Annotated in this window: 15 protein-coding genes and 1 rRNA gene; 13 read left to right on the plus strand and 3 right to left on the minus strand. The window is 45.8% G+C overall.

Annotated features, from left to right (window positions below):
* Nucleotides 1–188, plus strand: a 188-nt coding sequence (locus QY97_RS17130; RefSeq protein ID WP_039231265.1) for a transposase, incomplete at its 5' end; no start/stop codon positions are given.
* Nucleotides 189–374: 186 nt separating this feature from the next.
* Here QY97_RS17130 and QY97_RS17135 read toward each other — a convergent pair.
* Nucleotides 375–1,163 carry a cytochrome c oxidase assembly protein gene (locus QY97_RS17135; protein WP_039231267.1) on the minus strand — a complete coding sequence of 263 codons (789 nt, stop codon included), beginning with the start codon at nt 1,161–1,163 and terminating at the stop codon, nt 375–377.
* Nucleotides 1,160–1,660: a DUF2243 domain-containing protein gene (locus tag QY97_RS17140; RefSeq protein WP_039231268.1), complete on the minus strand. Its 501-nt coding sequence runs from the start codon at nt 1,658–1,660 to the stop codon at nt 1,160–1,162. Before QY97_RS17140 ends, QY97_RS17135 begins: the two co-directional genes overlap by 4 nt.
* A 286-nt stretch (nt 1,661–1,946) precedes the next feature.
* Here QY97_RS17140 and nhaC point away from each other — a divergent pair, with 286 nt between their 5' ends.
* From nhaC to QY97_RS17155, 3 genes are all read left to right on the plus strand, one after another.
* A complete protein-coding gene (gene nhaC, locus QY97_RS17145) occupies nt 1,947–3,410 on the plus strand; it encodes a Na+/H+ antiporter NhaC (RefSeq protein WP_052717150.1) in 1,464 nt (487 codons plus the stop codon).
* 96 nt (nt 3,411–3,506) lie between these two features.
* Nucleotides 3,507–4,895: an APC family permease gene (locus QY97_RS17150; protein ID WP_046128802.1), complete on the plus strand. Its 1,389-nt coding sequence runs from the start codon at nt 3,507–3,509 to the stop codon at nt 4,893–4,895.
* Nucleotides 4,873–6,498, plus strand: coding sequence for an amidohydrolase (locus QY97_RS17155; protein ID WP_039231271.1), 1,626 nt, complete (start codon nt 4,873–4,875; stop codon nt 6,496–6,498). Before QY97_RS17150 ends, QY97_RS17155 begins: the two co-directional genes overlap by 23 nt.
* Nucleotides 6,499–6,563: 65 nt before the next feature.
* Here QY97_RS17155 and QY97_RS17160 read toward each other — a convergent pair whose 3' ends face one another.
* Nucleotides 6,564–7,283, minus strand: coding sequence for a helix-turn-helix transcriptional regulator (locus tag QY97_RS17160; RefSeq protein WP_039231273.1), 720 nt, complete (start codon nt 7,281–7,283; stop codon nt 6,564–6,566).
* A gap of 146 nt (nt 7,284–7,429) precedes the next feature.
* Here QY97_RS17160 and QY97_RS17165 point away from each other — a divergent pair, with 146 nt between their 5' ends.
* The 9 genes from QY97_RS17165 to QY97_RS17205 all read left to right on the plus strand — a co-directional run.
* The gene (locus QY97_RS17165; RefSeq protein ID WP_052717151.1) at nt 7,430–8,386 is read left to right on the plus strand and encodes a carbon-nitrogen hydrolase family protein; all 957 of its coding nucleotides are present in this window, start codon (nt 7,430–7,432) and stop codon (nt 8,384–8,386) included.
* Between the two features lie 60 nt (nt 8,387–8,446).
* On the plus strand, nt 8,447–9,919 hold the full coding sequence (locus QY97_RS17170; RefSeq protein ID WP_039231292.1) for an amidase family protein: 1,473 nt from the start codon (nt 8,447–8,449) through the stop codon (nt 9,917–9,919).
* A 352-nt stretch (nt 9,920–10,271) separates the two neighbouring features.
* Nucleotides 10,272–11,567 (plus strand): Glu/Leu/Phe/Val family dehydrogenase, encoded by a 1,296-nt coding sequence (locus QY97_RS17175; protein ID WP_039231275.1) that lies wholly within the window; start codon nt 10,272–10,274, stop codon nt 11,565–11,567.
* 153 nt (nt 11,568–11,720) lie between these two features.
* Nucleotides 11,721–11,969: a hypothetical protein gene (locus tag QY97_RS17180; protein ID WP_039231277.1), complete on the plus strand. Its 249-nt coding sequence runs from the start codon at nt 11,721–11,723 to the stop codon at nt 11,967–11,969.
* 114 nt (nt 11,970–12,083) lie between these two features.
* A complete protein-coding gene (locus QY97_RS17185) occupies nt 12,084–14,213 on the plus strand; it encodes a sigma 54-interacting transcriptional regulator (RefSeq protein ID WP_039231279.1) in 2,130 nt (709 codons plus the stop codon).
* Nucleotides 14,214–14,517: 304 nt separating this feature from the next.
* Complete coding sequence (locus tag QY97_RS17190; protein WP_039231294.1) at nt 14,518–15,975, plus strand: aldehyde dehydrogenase family protein; 1,458 nt, start codon at nt 14,518–14,520, stop codon at nt 15,973–15,975.
* 26 nt (nt 15,976–16,001) lie between these two features.
* Nucleotides 16,002–17,366 (plus strand): putrescine aminotransferase, encoded by a 1,365-nt coding sequence (locus QY97_RS17195; RefSeq protein WP_039231281.1) that lies wholly within the window; start codon nt 16,002–16,004, stop codon nt 17,364–17,366.
* Nucleotides 17,367–17,644: 278 nt separating this feature from the next.
* Complete coding sequence (locus tag QY97_RS17200) at nt 17,645–18,067, plus strand: DUF1801 domain-containing protein (RefSeq protein ID WP_039231283.1); 423 nt, start codon at nt 17,645–17,647, stop codon at nt 18,065–18,067.
* 340 nt (nt 18,068–18,407) lie between these two features.
* Nucleotides 18,408–18,478 (plus strand): 16S ribosomal RNA (locus QY97_RS17205); the annotation flags it as partial.

The raw sequence follows: 18,478 nt of genomic DNA on the forward strand, positions 1-18,478 counted from the left end.
AATTAAGCTTTGCACACAGTAAAGAACTCCACGGTCTGCGCTATGCACGTTACCGTGGAGTTCAAAAAGTGAAAACGCAAGTTTTGATGACCGGCATCATACAAAACTTGAAAAAGTGGGCCAAACTCCGCTCTTTACAGAAAATCGGTCTCCACCTCACTTCTCATATTATAGAAGGTTCCGTTTAACAATTCAAAAAAAGTGAAAACCCCGGTGAGAATTCACCAGGGTTTTCTTGACTAAGTTGTTTTTCAACAACGTGAAAGGCCATTACACCAAAATGTGTAATGGCCTTTGTCGTATTCCGGCAACTGTTTATACGGATAAACTTTCGGTTATCTCCTTTCATAATTTCAACGGCGAGAGGAGTACACTTAAGAAGCAGGTGCGAGCTCCCGCGGTCTTGCTGCTTTATACCAGTGCAGGCAAAGGACGAAGATAAGTACCAGATCAACGGCATCTCCTCCATAATACATCAGCATGCCTCCTGACTCTGCCTGTGAGGCAGGGACGCCAGCTGGCGGGTAAGCATAAATGTATTTTGACAGAATGCTGTGCCCCGCCAACGCAATAATTAAAACGACCGACCGATAGACGAAGCTTAAACGGTGCGGAGCCGGGTCAATATAAATAATGGAAGCCGTGAAGAAATAACCCGCAAGGAAGACGTGCAAGTGAATGAAAGCATAGAGAAAAATGTTCTCATGCATGGCTGCATACAGGTTAGTAGTATACAGCACCCATAGTCCGCCGACGTTCAAAATGGTCGTAATGACCGGGTCTGTTAATACACGCAGAGGCGGGCTTTTTAATACGCGGGAGACTCTTCTTGCTATTGTTACAGGGAGCGTGCGCAGTAAAAGAGTCATGGGAGCGGATAAGACCATCAGAAGGGGGCCCAGCATACCGAGAAGCAGGTGGCCGGCCATATGAGCGACAAAGTCCGTATGAGCCCGCTCGGCAATAGGGCCAACGATCGCTAAGGCAGCAGAAAGAACGCCCCCCGTCCATAAAACCGTGCGATAAACCGGCCAGCTTTTATAGCGGCGGCTGGACAGTGCAGCTGCCGCTATGTAAGTGACGATCAGCAGGATGAATGGCAAGGAGAGAAGAAGGTCTGTCATGCCCGTGTCAGCAGGGGAGTGGTGAGTGCCATGATTCATTTTATCTCCGCCTCCCGACTTGGCTTAGAGCGCCGGATGACAATGGCACCAATGATAATGAGAATAACGGCAAGAATATTCCATACTAAATCATACACAAGAACATTTTCGACGTAGCGGATCTGGTGGATACGCATAACTTTATGATGAATGATGCCGTCATATAGCTGAAAGACCCCGACTCCCAACAGCACGCCGCCCCACCATCTTCTCCGCCACAGGGCATGCCTTCGTTTAAGGTCTGCATACATAAATAATCCTGCTACAGTGGCAAACCAGCTGAAGGCATGAAAGAACCCGTCAGCTACGAGACCGATATCCATTGTAGATTTATCATAGAAATGATGCCAATGAAGCAGCTGGTGAAACACCGCCTCGTCAATGAAGGCGACTAATCCGACGCCAAACAAGAAGCCTGACCAAAGGTTGCGGGAGGAATAGGCCTCCTGACTTTCCGCAGTGGAACGGATTTGAGTGTGCCTAGTTTGATCCTTCATGACTGCCTCCTTTATTTATATGTAAACGTACTTTTTCTCAGCGTACCCTAAATAAACCAATTACAAACAGGCTTTATTTATTGGAGGCTGAGGAATCCTGTCCATTGTTTCATCTTCTCTCTTATGCTGAGGTGAATAGATTATGCATGACAGCATAAAAATGTCTCTTTTTATCTTGGTCCTGTCCCTCTCGCAATCGTCTTTCTTTATATTCAGAAAATTTAGTCCTTTGGCATGATTATTGCTAATTCTTTTATACCAACCATAAAAGGAAAGAGGGATGATAATGAGGAAAAGGAAAACACCGTCGCTTGCTGTTGCGCTGGTCCCTATCTTTGCAATGATTGTATTTTTGTTTGTAGGTATCTTCATGTTTGAGGCAGATCCCCACGTTCCTCTTTTATTAAGTGCAGTAGTTGCAACTGTTGTAGCTGTTTATCTTGGTTATACGTGGCGCGAAATTGAAAAAGGAATCATTGACGCTGTGACTTTATCGATGCAGGCACTGCTCATTTTAATGATTATCGGTACCATTATCGGGACGTGGATCGCAGGAGGGATCGTTCCTACGATGATTTATTACGGGCTTGATGTTTTGTCGCCGGCCTATTTCCTGCCTGCAGCGGCTATCATCTGCAGCATCGTAGCCATTGCCTCTGGAAATGCCTGGACAGCGGCGGGCACCATTGGTATCGCCATTATGGGCGTTGGGGCTGGATTAGGGATGAATATGGCCATGGTCGCCGGAGCTGTTATTTCTGGCTGTTACTTTGGCGACAAGATTTCTCCTCTTTCAGAAACGACGAATATGTCGCCGGGGATTACAGGCGTTGAGTTATTTGACCATATACGCTATATGCTGCTTACAACGATTCCCGCTCTGATTATATCTGTTGCCATCTACTTCTTTATAGGGCAAGCCAATAAAGGAAAAGGAGCTGGAATAGAGGAGGTTACCGCCCTGCAGCAGCAGTTAAGCGAGATGTTTGTCATTAGTCCATGGCTTCTAATTGTGCCTATTGTGGTTCTCGGGTTGATCGCCGCGAAAACACCGGCTCTTCCAGGGCTGGTAATCGGCTCTATTCTAGGAGCTATTGTAGCGGTCACTGTTCAAGGGGTGCCTGTTGGAGAGATTTTCAGTGTCATGGTCTATGGGTTTGAAATGGAAACGGCGAATGAAGTGCTGAATAATTTATTAAACAACGGCGGAACGGAAGCGATGATGTATACCATTTCGCTCGTCATGATTGCTATGAGCTTTGGGGGGATTCTTGAAGTCAGCCGGGTACTGGAAACGCTTGTGACCAGTTTACTAAAGCTTGCCAGATCGACCGGCAGCTTAATTGCTACAACCGTAGCGACATGCCTAACAGCTAACATTGTCGCCTGTGATCAGTATTTATCTATTCTCCTGCCAGGCCGAATGTATGTAAAGGCTTACCGGAAAAGAGGGCTGCACGCCAAAAATCTGTCTCGGACATTAGAGGATGCGGGAACGATGACATCTCCTCTTGTCCCTTGGAATACGTGCGGAGCATTCATGGCAGCTACACTAGGCGTTTCCACTTTTCAATATGCTCCGTATGCTTTCTTATGTTTAATCAGTCCGATGATGGCACTGTTGTACGGGTTTACAGGTTTCAAAATTGAAAAGCTGTCCGCCGAAGAAATCGCACGCCTCGAAGCAGAAGAGAGAGAAAAAGAAGAGAAGGACGAAGGTGAGATCGAGAAGGTGTCAGAGGCTTTCTAACAGCTGATCTATCAATCTATCTAATTAGCTGCAGCAGGGAGTTTGAAGGAGCTGGTTCATCATATAAAAAGCTCACTTTTAAGAGGAGGAGTGGACATGTCAACACAGAAACAAATGGAAAGGTCGCTGACGTTTCTGCCAATCGTGCTGTTCGGCTTTTCATTTATGGCCCTGGCTACCGTGTTCAGCACGTATGGAATTGCGGCTGAATTGTCGCATGGGATGGTTCCGGGCTCTTATGTCGTTGCTTTGGTGGTTATGCTTTTTACCGCCTACAGTTACGGACAAATGTCAAAGATAATTCCCTCTGCCGGTTCGGCTTATGCCTACACGCAAAAATCCATCAACCCGTATGTTGGTTTTATGGTAGGCTGGGCCATCTTAATGGACTATCTATTTATCCCTATGGTCAATTACCTGCTGTTTGGCATCTTCTTCTCTGCTGCCTTTCCAGCGATCCCGCCATATGTGTGGATTTTAAGCATGATGCTGCTAGTCACCTATATCAATATGAAGGGAGTCAAGCTCGCGTCAAAAGCGAATGCGTTAATTACGATTTTTTCTCTTCTATTTATTTTACTGTTTATCGGTTTCTCGATAAAAGAAGTGATAGGAGGGGCAGGGGCCGGAACGCTGTTCACGTTTGAACCTTTCTATAACTCTGAGGAGCCATTCTCCTTCATCGTTGCTGGAGCCGCTTTATTATGCTTCTCCTTTCTCGGATTCGATTCAGCGACTACCTTTGCTGAGGAAACAGTAAAGCCGGCAAAGACGATTCCACGGGCAGTGTTTAGCATCACATTGGCCGGGGGAGCCGTCTTTATAGCCGTTTCCTATTTTGCTCACCTTGTGTGGCCGAATTACGGTACATTCAGCAACCCTGACTCCGCTTCCCATGAAATCATTACATTCGTTGGAGGAGAAGCGCTGGCATCCGGCTTTCTGGCAGTATACGCCATAACGGCCTTCGGATCAGCGATGTCATCACAAGCCAGTGCTTCCCGCATTCTGTATGCCATGGGCCGGGATGGCCAGCTGCCTAGAAAGTTTTTTGGGACGCTCCACTCCAAGCTTCAAACACCGGTGAACAATATTTTGTTTATTAGTGCCTTCTCTTTGTTAGCTTTGTTTGTCAGTTTATCGCTCGTTGCCTCGTTCATTAATTTTGGAGCTTTCCTTGCTTTTACTAGTGTTAATATAGCGGTTATATCTTATTACTTCATCCGTCAGCGGCAGCGGTCTTTAAAAGGAACCCTTCTTTATTTAATCGTCCCTTTCATTGGCGCCTTGCTGGATCTGTACTTGCTGATTAATTTAGATATGAATTCAAAAATACTCGGAACAGCCTGGTTTGTCCTGGGCCTTGTCTATATGTTCTTCTTAACGAAAGGTTTTAAACAGCGTCCGCCTGAGCTGCATCTATCCGCGGATCACTCACACCATAATGAGGAGGAAGAAAAACATGAAAGCAGATATTCTTCTTAAAAGTAAAGCGGTATTCACAGGATTGAAGGAGGAGCCGGAAGAGCTGGCTGTTGCGATTAGCGGCAATAAAATTATGAAAGTAGGGCCTGCTGAACAAGTGTGGGAGTTAAGAGGAGAGCATACGAAAGTGATCGATGCAGGCGACAAGTTAATCATGCCAGGTTTTTTTGATGCCCACTTGCATGTGATGCTCGGCAGCTTATTCACCCACTACAGTGTATCGCTGGCTGAAGCAAATTCAGCCCAGGAAGCGGCGCAAATGGTAAAAGAATATGCGGACAAGCACCCGCACGATGAATGGATTATCGGGACGGGGTGGGACCATACGGCATGGGGAGAAAAGGAATTTCCTAGCCGCCGCATATTAGATCAAGTGCTGCCTGACCGCCCGGTTGTCCTATTGCATGCGGAGGGGCATTATGGCTGGGTGAATTCACTTGCTTTAAACCTCGCAGGAATTACAAAAGAGACAAAAAATCCGGACTACGGCATCATCTATAAGGATAAGAACGGGGAGCCGACCGGCATCTTAATTGAAACGGCTATCTCTTTGGCCACAGACTATGCTTATGATTTTCCGAAGAAAAAGCTAGAGGACATGCTTCAGCAATTTCTAGAGCATGCGGCCCAGCTTGGCGTCACATCGGTCAATGACCTGTATGCAAGCCGGGCGCATGAGAAGCTCGAAGCTTACCATATTTATAAAGAGTTTGATGAAGCCAACAGGCTGACTACAAGACTTCATATTTATCCGCCTTTAAATGGAGATATGGAAAAGGCGAAGGAGCTGCGTGAGCGATACGCTTCTGATAAATTGCGGGTAGCGGGCTTAAAGCAGTTCATCGATGGTGTCGTCACCGGCTATACGGCGTATATGATTGATCCGTACACAGACCGTCCGGAGACAAAAGGCGAAACAGCTTATCGGGAAGAAGAGCTGCAGCGCTGGGTCGTTGAAGCGGACAAGGAAGGGTTTCAAATTCGCTTTCACTCTATTGGTGACGGGGCTGTGAGGCTAGGACTGGATTTATATGAAAAAGCACGAGAAATAAACGGAAAAAGAGAGTCGCGCCACTGCTTGGAGCACATTGAAATTATCGCTCCAGAAGACATCCCGCGTTTTCGTGAGCTGGGTGTCATGCCGTCCATTCAGCCTTATCACATGGCATTGATGCCGAGAGAAAGCCATACAACGCGCGTGAAAAAAGAGAAGCTGACGTATATTTACTCGAACGCTTTACTAGTGCGATCGGGCGCCGTCGCTTCCTACAGCAGCGATTATCCGATTGTCCCTCTTAATCCGATGCTGGGGATTTACCATGCCGTGACACGGAAGGACTTTACATTAAAAGATACGTGGAATGAACAGGAAAAAGTCACATTAGGAGAAGCCCTCAAAGCCTACACAAGTGCTTCTGCTTACAGTGTGTTCCGCGAGGATGAACTAGGAACGATAGAGGAAGGAAAGCTGGCAGATATCATTGTGTTAGATCGAAATCTCTTTCAAGTGAATGAGAAAGAGATACTAGAGGCGTCCACAGAACTGACGTTAATGGATGGCCAAATTGTATGGGATACCTCTCAGAGGCTAGTAAAGAAATAAAATAAACAAAAGCCATTCCTCTAAAGGGGGAATGGCTTTTGAATGAAAAGAAACTTGAAGCTTTATTAAGACATAAGAAAGGATAAAAGGCTTGTTCGGTTCGATACACCTAGCTTTTTATAGATGTTTTGAAGATGCTTCTTAATTGTATTCAAACTCACTACTAGCTGGTCTGCCATTTCCTGGTTTGTAAGCCCTTTCTTTAAAAGCCCGCAAACCTTTTGTTCGCTTGGCGTTAAGTGGGTTTGTTTATGTATCGGTGATTGGCGGAGAAGATAGTTCAGTTTCATAGAGATAAAATAGGAAACCACTTCAATTTCATCAATGGAATGGGTATGGAAGGAAGGATCGTTTCGTTCCCCTACAAACGAAATGCCCCCGAGTAATTTATTCTGGCTTATTAAATAAATGCCTATTTCATGGTAGTGATCGTTCGGCTTCATGAATTCATTAAAAAAGCAGCTGTTTTCGTATTCCTGTCTGGAAATCACATCTTCTATTTTGAGTACTCTCCTTTCGGACAAGAGGGGAGCGACATGGCTCGGCAGTAAGAAATCTTGCTGGGAATAGTGGACAGTGTAGTGGTCGAGCACTTTTGCTGGTGTGTTTCTAGAAACCGGGTCGAAAATTTTTTGGTCCTCGCTGCACAGCCAAAAAATAGAACGCTCGAAGCCAAAATATTTCTCGAACAAAAAAAGAACTTCTTTTCGAAGGTCGAGGAGACTTTCCAAGTCATCCAGTTCGAGCATCATTCTTTTAGAATGAGAAAGCAATGAACCATTCATATGTTCACCTCTGTAAAAGTACTGTTTATATCATGAAAGAAGGGCTCGCGTTATTTACTGTATAGAATATTATACTTTCTTATACTTTCGGGTAATTTTCAAATTTTTCAGTTTATTCTAAAATGAAGAAAAGGGAGGTTGAAAATATGAGTTATTTAAATATGGCCATTGTACAAGCGGCTACACCGGGCACACATCCTGATCCGATAGAGAGAAAGAAGGAAAATTTGGATAAGATGCTGGAGTATATTGATCAAGTTTGTTCTGTGAACCCGACTATTGACCTTATTTGTTTTCCAGAGCTGTACCTGAATGGACTGGATACATTAAATTGGAAGGTAATGGCCGAATCGATACCGAATGGGCCTTCCGTGCAGGAATTAATGCTGAAAGCACAGCAAGTCAAAAAGTGGATCGTTCCGGGCTCTCTTTGTGAATTAGGAGAAGATGGAAAAGTTTATAATACGGCTATGCTCATTTCTCCACAAGGGGAGATTGTTTTAAAATATAGAAAAGTGTTCATTCCTTATCCGCTTGAACCGTCTGCTTCTGGAAATGAATTTCCGATATTTGAGATTCCTAATATTGGGAAGGTTGGTTTCCTGATCTGTGCAGACGGTCATTACCCGGAGTCTGCACGTAATCTCGCTTTAAAAGGAGCGGAAGTGATTATCAAGCCGACTTTGCAGGGAGAGTGGATCGGGGGCTTGCGAAATCATACGCCGGTCGCCATTACCCGCGCGATTGAGAATCAATGTTTTGTCGTCAGTGTGAATCAGCCTTCACCAATCGGGATGGGAGATTCAGTTGCTATCGACCCTGAAGGAAGGATTATTGAACAGCTTGGGATAGCTGAGTCATTTACATTTGTAAATTTAAATTTAGAGGAAGTAAGACGCGTCAGGGAGACAGGCTCCTGCGGCATGTTTGGCTTTTTAAAGATGCTGAAGGAGTTCAAGGAGGCAGGCAGCAATGTCGATGAGTGCTACGAAGCGGGAATTGAACATGCGGATGTATATAAGAACCTTTCTTTTCCTCATGCAAAAACACCGGACCAAATCAGCCGATACGAGAGACAAAAAAATACAACTCCTTCTCGTTAAATGAGGATGTTTCAGACAATAGCTACAGCCATATAAAATTTTATGAAAGACGGTGTTGATATGAAGCAATCTCCTTCACAGCCAGCAGCACCTCATGTATTGAATCACAAAGGGAAAGATGAACTATGGCAATGGACGGCTACCGAACTCGCACATGCTATTAAAACGAGAGCCATTTCTTCAAGGGAGGCAGTAGCCAGCAGTTTAAAGCGTATCGAAGAAGTGAACCCGAAGGTAAATGCGCTTGTGGAAGTATGTGCGGAAGAAGCGCTGGCCGCGGCTGACGAGGCTGATCAAGCGGTGGCCCGCGGTGAAGAGCTTGGGCCTTTGCACGGTGTACCGGTTTCCACGAAAGTAAATAGCGATCAGGCTGGGCATGTAACAACGGACGGAATCGTAGCTTATAAGGATAATGTGGCCTCAGAAGACAGCCCGCAAATATTTAACTTGCGTAATGCAGGTGCTGTTATCATAGGCCGGAGCAATACTCCGTCCTTCTCCTACCGGTGGTTTACCAATAATGACTTGCATGGAAGAACGCTCAATCCTTGGGAGGCGGCCAGAACCCCGGGCCGCTCCAGCGGGGGTGCCGCTGCCGCTGTTGCTGCAGGTATGATGCCGATTGGGCATGGCAATGACATTGGCGGCTCTATCCGCTATCCCGCGTATGCCTGCGGAATTGCTGGCCTTCGTCCGACGCCAGGAAGAATACCTGGCTGGTATGGTCCGCCGAACGGAGACCAGTCGCTTGCGGTGCAGCTGATGTCAGTGGAAGGCCCTTTAGCGCGTTCGGTAGCTGATCTGCGCCTGGGGCTTGCTGGTATGAGTGACTTCCATCCCCGTGATCCTATCCACTCGTCGGTTCCTTTGACAGGGTCTGCCTTACAAAAACCGATCCGTGTCGGCTTGCTGAGAGATGCAGGAGTAGCCCGTCCGACAGAGGCAGTGAATCGAGCAGTCGATGAAGCGGCAGAGAAATTAAGAGGTGCCGGTTATATTGTAGAAGAGGTAGAGCTTCCTCTGTTTGAAGAGGCCTACAAGCTCTGGTATTTGCTTTGTATGATGGAATTTAAACAAGTCATGCCTCTCGTAGAGCAGCTCGGGGACGATGGAATGAAACAGGCGGCCAAGCATTATTATGCGGTATCGGAAGAGTGGTGGGGCAAGGACCCTAGCCTGTCAGATTATATGAAGGGGTATGCCCGACGGGGCACGCTTATTTATAGGCTGCAGGAGTTTATGCAAGCGTATCCGCTGCTGCTTATGCCGGTATCTGCTGAGCAGGCATTTGAGCAAGATGCTGATATTGCGAGCGTGGAAAGCATGAGAAGGCTTATGGCGGCTCAATGGTCGATGATGGCTGTACCGGTCCTTGGGTTCCCAGCTATTTCTGTGCCGACATCGGTCAAAGGAGGACTGCCTGTGGGCGTTCAGCTTTTAGGCAGACGCTTCCGCGAAGACACATTGTTTGATGCGGCAGAGGTAATTGAAGCGCACGCAACGATTGAAACACCGATTGATCCCCGCTTTTAATGAAGGGTTAATTTGATAATGAGATTCATATGCGAGGTACCTTAAGCGGTTTGTTGGCTTTAAGGTATCTTTTTTGTCATCGATGAGGTTACAGGCCTGCATATCATGCTTGTAAAAAGCGAGGTGAACCCCCAGCTGGTTTTTCCTGCTCTGCCGATTGATTTCCCTACGGACCTTTAAAAGTATACAGAAAGTAATTATTTATTCACTTATGAATAAAACGTTAAGAAAAAGAAAGAGTGATCGGTAAAAATGTGCGGTATAGGTGCGGTTTTATGAGCTTTCACGGTTCCTTACGGTTGGCACAGGACTTGCTTGTTATATAGCAACAACGTCAAATGAGGTGTAAAGAATGGAAAGCAATGTACAGGTAAAAGCAAGCGAGAAAGAAAGGCAAGATTATAAGAAGCAAAGTCCGCAAGAGGAGTTTCAATCGATCCTGAAAGAAGCGGTGGCGGTTCTAGGCTACTCGGACGAGGTTTTTCAGTTTCTGAAAGAGCCGATGAGATTCTTAGAAATAAACATTCCTGTAAGGATGGATAATGGCCGGACAGAGGTCTTTCGCGGATATCGTGCCCAGCATAACGATGCGAACGGACCGACAAAAGGTGGGATACGGTTCCATCCGGATGTCATGGCTGACGAAGTGAAAGCATTGGCCGGCTGGATGAGTTTGAAGTGCGGGGTGACCGGGATTCCTTATGGAGGAGCCAAAGGGGGCATCGTGTGCGAACCGCGGAGCATGAGCACGGGTGAACTGGAGCGGCTGAGCCGTGGGTACGTAAGAGCCGTAAGCCAGATCGTCGGGCCGACAAAGGATATTCCGGCCCCGGATATGTATACGAATTCACAAATTATGGCATGGATGCTTGATGAATATGATCACATCAGAGAGTTTGATTCACCGGGATTTATTACCGGAAAGCCGCTCGCTCTTGGCGGTTCCCAAGGGAGAGAAACGGCTACTTCGAAAGGCGTATTATATACATTGCAAACGGTTTGCCAGCTAAGGGGCAAGAAGCTGGAAGGATTAAAGGTCATTGTTCAAGGGTTTGGAAATGTTGGCGGCTATCTTGCTTATTATTTACATGAGCTTGGCGCCAAGGTAGTCGGCATTTCTGATGCACTGGGAGCGATATATGATGAGAGCGGCCTAGACATTCCATATTTGCTTAGCCGCCGTGATTCATTCGGTATTGTCAGCGGGCTTTTTGATGATGTATTAACGAATGAAGAGCTGCTTCAAAAGGAGTGTGATGTGCTTGTTCCTGCAGCGATCGGGGGAGTCATTACAGAAGATAATGCAGATTTGTTAAAGTGCCAGCTGATTATAGAAGCAGCGAATGGTCCAACGACGAAGGGAGCCTTACGAAAACTTAGTGAGCGTGGAATTACAGTTGTCCCTGACATCCTCGCCAATTCCGGAGGCGTGGTTGTATCCTACTTTGAATGGTGCCAAAACAACCAAGGCTACTACTGGACAGAAGAAACGGTGGAGGAGCGGTTGAAGGAAAAGATGTATGCCAGCTTTCTAGCTGTTAAGGAAACAGCAGACCAATTCGGGATTGATATGAAAACAGCGGCATATGTAGAAGGTATTCGAAAAGTGGCAGAGGCTTCCGAGCTTCGCGGCTGGATTAGCCTTTAACTCATTAGCAAAGGGAGAGGAAGCCGGCCAGAACGTTCCGTATAGGCAAATAGGAAAAGTGTAACGCGGGCAGGGAGACTGGTTTGGCTTTGGGTGGGCAAAAAAATAATATTCGCTGCGGACATTTATTTAAATAGAAGGAGCTGAATTCAGTTGTTTAAAGAGATGATTGTTAGTTCATATAAGGGGGTTATTCAAGAAGTTTTAGTAAAAGAGCAAGTTCGCATTTATGAATGGGAGCCGCTGTTTACAGTCCGAAGCGATGAAGGAGACATCCTGACGGTTCAGGCGGGGGTTAGCGGTGACATCCAGTCCCTTGAGGTGGAGAAAGGGGATCAAGTGGTCCCTGGAATGGTGCTCGCTTACGTGAAAGAAGAATTAACAGTCAGTGCGTCTGATTAATAAATCGACCTTTGGGAAGATGGGCATCCATCTTCTTTTTTCTATGATTATCAGAGTATTTTTTAAAAGTTCTGATAGAATGATAGCAGGGTCAATCAGCAAGGGGGTTAGGAAATGTTTGAGATGAACGAAAGTAAATTAAATCCTATCATCTCGATTGCGATGGAGGATCACCAAGGGGAAGACAAGATTCATATTAGCAAAATCAAAGAACCGTTTCTCTTCGTGAGCGAAAAAGGGCAGCTTGTTTCATACATTCATTTAAAGAGCAACCGATTAGCGCATAAAGGAACAGCGGCCTTTCAAACATTGCTATCCCAGTCTCTTCCGGTTGAGCAGGTACCGCACATTCATCAAATGATTTCCCTGCCTGCCGTGTTCCAGGTGATCGGGGAGCCGCTGGCCATCGTTACGGGAGAAGAAGGTGAGCCGGTTGGATATTTGAAGCGGGAAGAACTGCTAGCCGAGCTATTTAAGCAAGAAGGGCAGGGAATTGACTTATTTCGGACGCTGCTGACTTCTATTCCAATGGGCATATTTGTCGTGGATAGCGAGAAGAAGATCATTAACTGCAATGATGCGGGACTTAAGATGATCAAGTCGACTGCGGAGAAAGTCATGCACCAGCCTGCTCAAACTATTTTTCATAAAGGGCATATTGATAGTGTATTTACGACGGGGAAAACGGTGTTAAACCAGGTGCATCTGACGGATGAAATGGGTATTCTAGTGGATTACTGTCCAATTCTGACTCACGGGCAGAAGGTGGACGGCATGTTAATGGTTGTTCAGGACTTGCCGACTATCGAAGAAATGGCTATGGAGATTGAAGATATTAAAAATTTAAATACAGATTTGAATGCAATTTTGTCCACTATTTATGATGAAATACTTGTGGTGAATAAAAAAGGTGAGTTGATCCGCTGCAGCGAGAATACGATTGACGGCTTCTGGGGAATTGACTTGCATCAAATGATCGGAAAAAATATTGCGCGTCTGGAGGAGGAAGGGGCGTTCAGCCCATCCGTCGCGAGACTCGTCATGGAGCAAAAGAAAAAAGTATCCATTGTTCAGGAATCGAACAGGGGAGTCAAGGTGCTTGCTGTAGGAAATCCTGTATTCAATGAAAAAGGGGAGATCGACCGGATCATCATTGCCTCCCGGGATATTACTGAGACGTCCCGGCTCAAGGAAGAGTTAAAGGAAATGAAGAAGGTGTCAGAGAAATACAAGAAAGAACTGGACACTTTCAAAAATCAAGATCGAACGCTGAAGAAGCTGATGTACCGCAGCCCTAAGATGGAAAAAATTATGCTTCAAGTGAGGAAGATAGCCGAGTTTTCTTCGACTGTCCTGATCACGGGAGAATCGGGTGTAGGAAAAGAAGTCATTGCACAGGCGATCCATCAGCTGGGACGGCGCTCGGATCAGCCTTTCTTAAAGTTGAATTGTGGGGCCATTCCTGAGAATCTGCTGGAGAGCGAGCTGTTTGGCTATAAGAAAGGCGCTTTTACAGGAGCGGATAAAGAAGGAAAAGACGGCTATTTTAAAAAGGCAGACCGCGGGGTTCTTTTTCTTGATGAGATCGGTGAGATGCCGCTTCACTTGCAGGTGAAATTATTGAGAGTGCTTCAGGAGCAGGAGGTCATTCCTGTAGGAAGCACAACTCCTGAGAAGGTAGATGTACAAATTGTCGCGGCCACGAATAAGAAGCTGGAAAAAATGGTCGAGCAAGGGACATTCCGGGAAGACTTGTTTTATCGGTTGAATGTGATTCCTCTTCATGTCCCTCCGTTACGGGAGCGGACAGAAGATATTGCTGTATTGGCGATGCACTTCCTGCAGCAGCTGAATGACAAGTATCACAAGAATTTTTATTTAACACCTGACGCGGTGAACGTGCTCGAATTCTATTCATGGCCGGGGAATGTACGGGAACTGCAAAATATGATTGAGCGGCTCGTTGTTTCGGCGGATGAAGAAGCGATTGATGCCGAATTTGTCAGCGGGTTTATGTCATTGGGCTATGATTTCAAGAAGGACCGTCCGTTGATTAAGCGGGTCGTTCCGCTCCAGGAGGCACTTGAGGATGTGGAAGAGCAGCTGATTGTGCTTGCTATGAAGCAATATAAGACAACGACAAAAGCAGCGAAGGCTTTAGGAGTCAGTCAATCATCCGTAAGCCGGAAGTATCAAAAAATCCTGAGTAATAGAAAGACAGAAAGTGAATTTTCTTTCCAATAAGAGAAGGTGGCTAAAAACCAGCCGTGTCCTGGTTTCTGGTCGCCTTCTTTTTTATTGGAGAATCCGAAATTTATGCAACCACACATATGTTATGCAGGTATGCATAAATTCAGGGCTTGGCTTCCTTTCTTTTTATCGAAAAGCGGCCTTTAAATAGCTGGTGCTTAAGAAAAATCATTCATATTAGATTTGGCACGTTAGTTGCAATATATAAAGCAAATCAGAAAAGAGGAGGAATAGGAGAATGCTAGAAACAGAAAAGCAGCAAGGGATCAAGAGCCATTCTGGAATCGGAAAGCTCCATATGTACATTAACGGTGAGTGGACAGCCGGGAGTGGAAGTAAGATGCGCGAAGTCATTAACCCGGCGAACGGGGAAGTGATTGCCGAGGCAGCCGAAGGAACGATTGAAGATGCGAGGTTGGCTATTCAAGCGGCAAGGGAAGCGTTCGAAAGCGGTGTCTGGTCAGATCTTCCGGCGGTGGAGCGTGCTTCTTACCTGCTTAAAATTGCTGACAAAATTGATGAAAGAGCGGAAGAGCTGGCTGCGCTTGAAACAATGGATAATGGAAAAACGATTGGCGAATCAGCGTTCGACATGGCGGATGCGTCTGCCTGCTTCCGGTATTACGCAGGGATGATTACACAGCCGGATGGCCAGACGTATCATGTCGCAGAGCCGGTACAGGCGATGGTGGTCAGAGAGCCGGTTGGCGTGTGCGGATTAATTGTCCCATGGAACTTTCCGCTGCTGATGAGCGTTTGGAAAATCGCGCCCGCTCTTGCGGCTGGCAACACCGTTGTGTTCAAGCCATCCGAAGTGACACCGGTGACGCCGACTAAACTCATTGAAATTATAGAAGAAGCCGGTGTACCGAAAGGAGTCATCAATCTCGTGCACGGTGCAGGACCGGTGGTGGGAAATGAAATTGCTTCCCATAAAGATGTAGATATGATTTCATTCACGGGCGGCACAAAGACGGGCAAGCATATTATGAAAGCAGCCGCTGATAACATGAAGAAAATTTCTCTTGAGCTCGGCGGGAAATCACCAAACATTATTTTTGCGGATGCTGATTTTGAAACGGCAGTAGATTATGCCTTATTTGGCATCTATTTTGGTGCCGGCCAAGTATGCTCGGCGGGTTCAAGAATTCTAGTAGAGGAAAGTATATATGAGCATTTTATTGAGCGGTTTGCTGAACGGGCGAAACAGATCAAGGTAGGGAACGGAGCTGACCCGGAATCTGAAGTAGGTGCGCTAGTCAGTCAAGAACATATGGAAAAGGTATTGAAGTATATTGAGACAGGCAAAGAGGAAGGGGCTCGTCTTCTGTTCGGCGGGAATCGCCTGACGGAAAACGGTTTAGACAAAGGATTTTTCGTTGAACCGACTGCCTTCGTCGATGTGAAGCAGGATATGAGGATTGTGCAGGAGGAAATTTTTGGCCCGGTCGTTACGATTCAATCGTTCCGTGACGAACAGGAAGCGATCCAACTGGCTAATGAAACGGATTATGGATTGGCTGGAGCGGTCTTCTCGGGAGACGGCGCCAAAGCTCTTCGCGTTATCAAAAAAGTGCGGGCGGGCATTACATGGGTGAATGCCTACCATCCAACCTATAATGAAGCGCCGTGGGGCGGCTATAAGCAGAGCGGAATTGGCCGAAGCCTCGGAACATACGGGCTAGATGAATTCCAGGAAATTAAACAGATCAACATTAATTTACAAATAGAGCCAGTGAGCTGGTTTAAAAACTAATACTTAATTCATAGGAGTGAAGATAAATGAGTACAGAATTAAAGAATAAAGAACAACTGTCTAACGTGAGTGAATACATTAAACAGGTGCTTGCCCTTATCGAGAAGGAGGAGGTCACTGAACAGGAGGCGGAGTGGGTAACGAAAGAAACAGTAGACAACTTCCGCGAACATGTGAATCCAGGTTTTCTTAGCTACCGGAAAACCGTTACAGAAGGCGGTCAGTTTGCTGCGGTAGAATGGTCTGATGGCGGGTCTTGCTTCACGGATATTAGCGGTAAGAAGTACATTGACTGTCTCGGCGGATTTGGGATCTATAATGTGGGTCACCGTCACCCGAAAGTAGTAAAAGCAGTTACCGACCAGTTAAACCGACAAGCTCTGCACAGCCAGGATTTGCTGGATCCGCTGCGGGCAATGCTTGCTAAAATTCTGGCCGATATTACACCCGGGGATTTAAAGTATTCCTTCTTTACTAACAGCGGAACTGAAAGTGTAGAGGCTGCCTTGAAGCTGGCGAAAATGTACAGCAACCGGTCGACGATTATATCAACCACCCGTTCTTTCCATGGCAAGAGCTTAGGTTCTTTGTCTGGCACGGCAAAAGGAGTATTCCGCAAGCCGTTCCTGCCGCTTATCCCGGGCTTCCGGCATATTCCTTACGGCGATATTGATATGATGAGAAAAACATTCGAATCGTGTGCGCTCGTCGGTGAAGACGTAGGAGCCGTGATCTTGGAGCCGATTCAAGGAGAGGGCGGTATCATTATCCCGCCTGCGGATTACTTAAAGGAAGTAAGAGAGCTTTGTGATGAATATGATGTTGTCTTGATTTTCGATGAAGTACAAACGGGAATGGGACGCACAGGAAAAATGTTCGCTGCCGAACTGTGCGGTGTGACGCCCGATATTATTTGTTTGGCTAAGGCTTTTGGCGGCGGCGTCATGCCGGCTGGAGCAGTAGTAGCCAATGAGAAGGTATTCAAAAATTTATTTGATAATCCGTTTATGCACACGACTACATTTGGAGGCAACCCGCTTGCTTGTGCAGCAGCTATTGCGACCATTGATGTACTGCTTGAGGAGAACCTGCCAGAAAGAGCAGCTGAGGTCGGCGACTATTTCCTAAAAGGCTTGAAAGAAGCAGCGTCGGGCCATGAAGACAAAGTTCTGGAGGTTCGCGGCCAAGGCTTGATGATCGGCATTGAATTTCATAAAGATGAGATCGGCTATGAAGTATCAAAGGGGATGTTTGATAAGGGAGTCCTCGTAGCAGGTACTCTTGTGAACTCAAAAACGATTCGCATTGAGCCGCCGCTTACAATCAGCTATGAGGAAGTAGACACAGTGATCCGTACATTCAAAGAAGTATTATCAAAGGTGGAGAAGTAACTGTACACTTAGAATCCTTTTTTAAGTAGGCGGATCCTTCAAAAGGTTATAAAGGCAAAATCAGCAAGCAAACAAACGCTTGCTGATTTTTTTCGTATAATTGGGGTGGAGGCAATTATAAATGCAGGGGTTGATCACAGAGATTAACTCCTTTGTATGTAATGTGAGCAAAGAAGCTTTGAAAGCCTTTGTCGGAGACAAAACTTTATTAAGAAAGTCTCCTTCATTATTTTCAAAAATGGGAGGTTAGCGTATAGTTGAGAGAGGGGGTGTGAATAATGTACGAACAAAAGACAAAGGAAAATGACGAAAGTGTCAAGGAATTCATAGATCGCGTTGAACAGCCAAGGAAACGCGAGGACAGCTATAGACTCTTAAATATTTTCTTTGAAACAACAGGATATGAAGCAAAAATGTGGGGAGAGAGCATTATTGGATTTGGTTCTTATCATTATAAATACAAATCCGGCCATGAAGGTGACGCCCCGCTTGTTGGTTTCTCGCCTAGAAAAGCAAAGATCAGTTTATATTTTGCGACGGGGGATACAAAGAGAGAAGAGCTGCTAAAACGCTTTGGAAAGCATACAGCTGGAAAGGCATGTGTGTACATTAATGAAGTAGATGACATTGACATAGAGGTTCTAAAAGAGCTCATCCGTCAGTCCGTGAAGTTCTTAAGAGATACCTATCCAGAAGGATGAGCAACTGAAGTATTCGTCGATCAGAAAATAGTTTTAATCCATTAAAAAAGAGGCATGCATAGGCAAGTGATAACTCTAGCACCTTGGTGGAGTAAATAACAGATCGATATAATAAAATTTTTGGCGAAATATGTTGACTTGGTGTTTATACACATGCTATATTTATATTCGCCGCTGAGAGATGCGGGCAAGAAAAAAACGAAAAAATAAGTTGACTTTTAGTTAGATAGTTGGTATGATAATTTAGCTGTCGAAACGAAAGTAAACATTGATCTTTGAAAACTGAACAAAATACATGCCAGTTAATTCTTGATTTATTATTTATGAGCAATCAAACATCTTTTTGGAGAGTTTGATCCTGGCTCAGGACGAACGCTGGCGGCGTGCCTAATACATGCAAGTCGAGCGGAC

Origin of the sequence: Bacillus thermotolerans (assembly GCF_000812025.2) — a bacterium.
Classification (GTDB): Bacteria; Bacillota; Bacilli; order Bacillales; family Domibacillaceae; genus Quasibacillus; species Quasibacillus thermotolerans.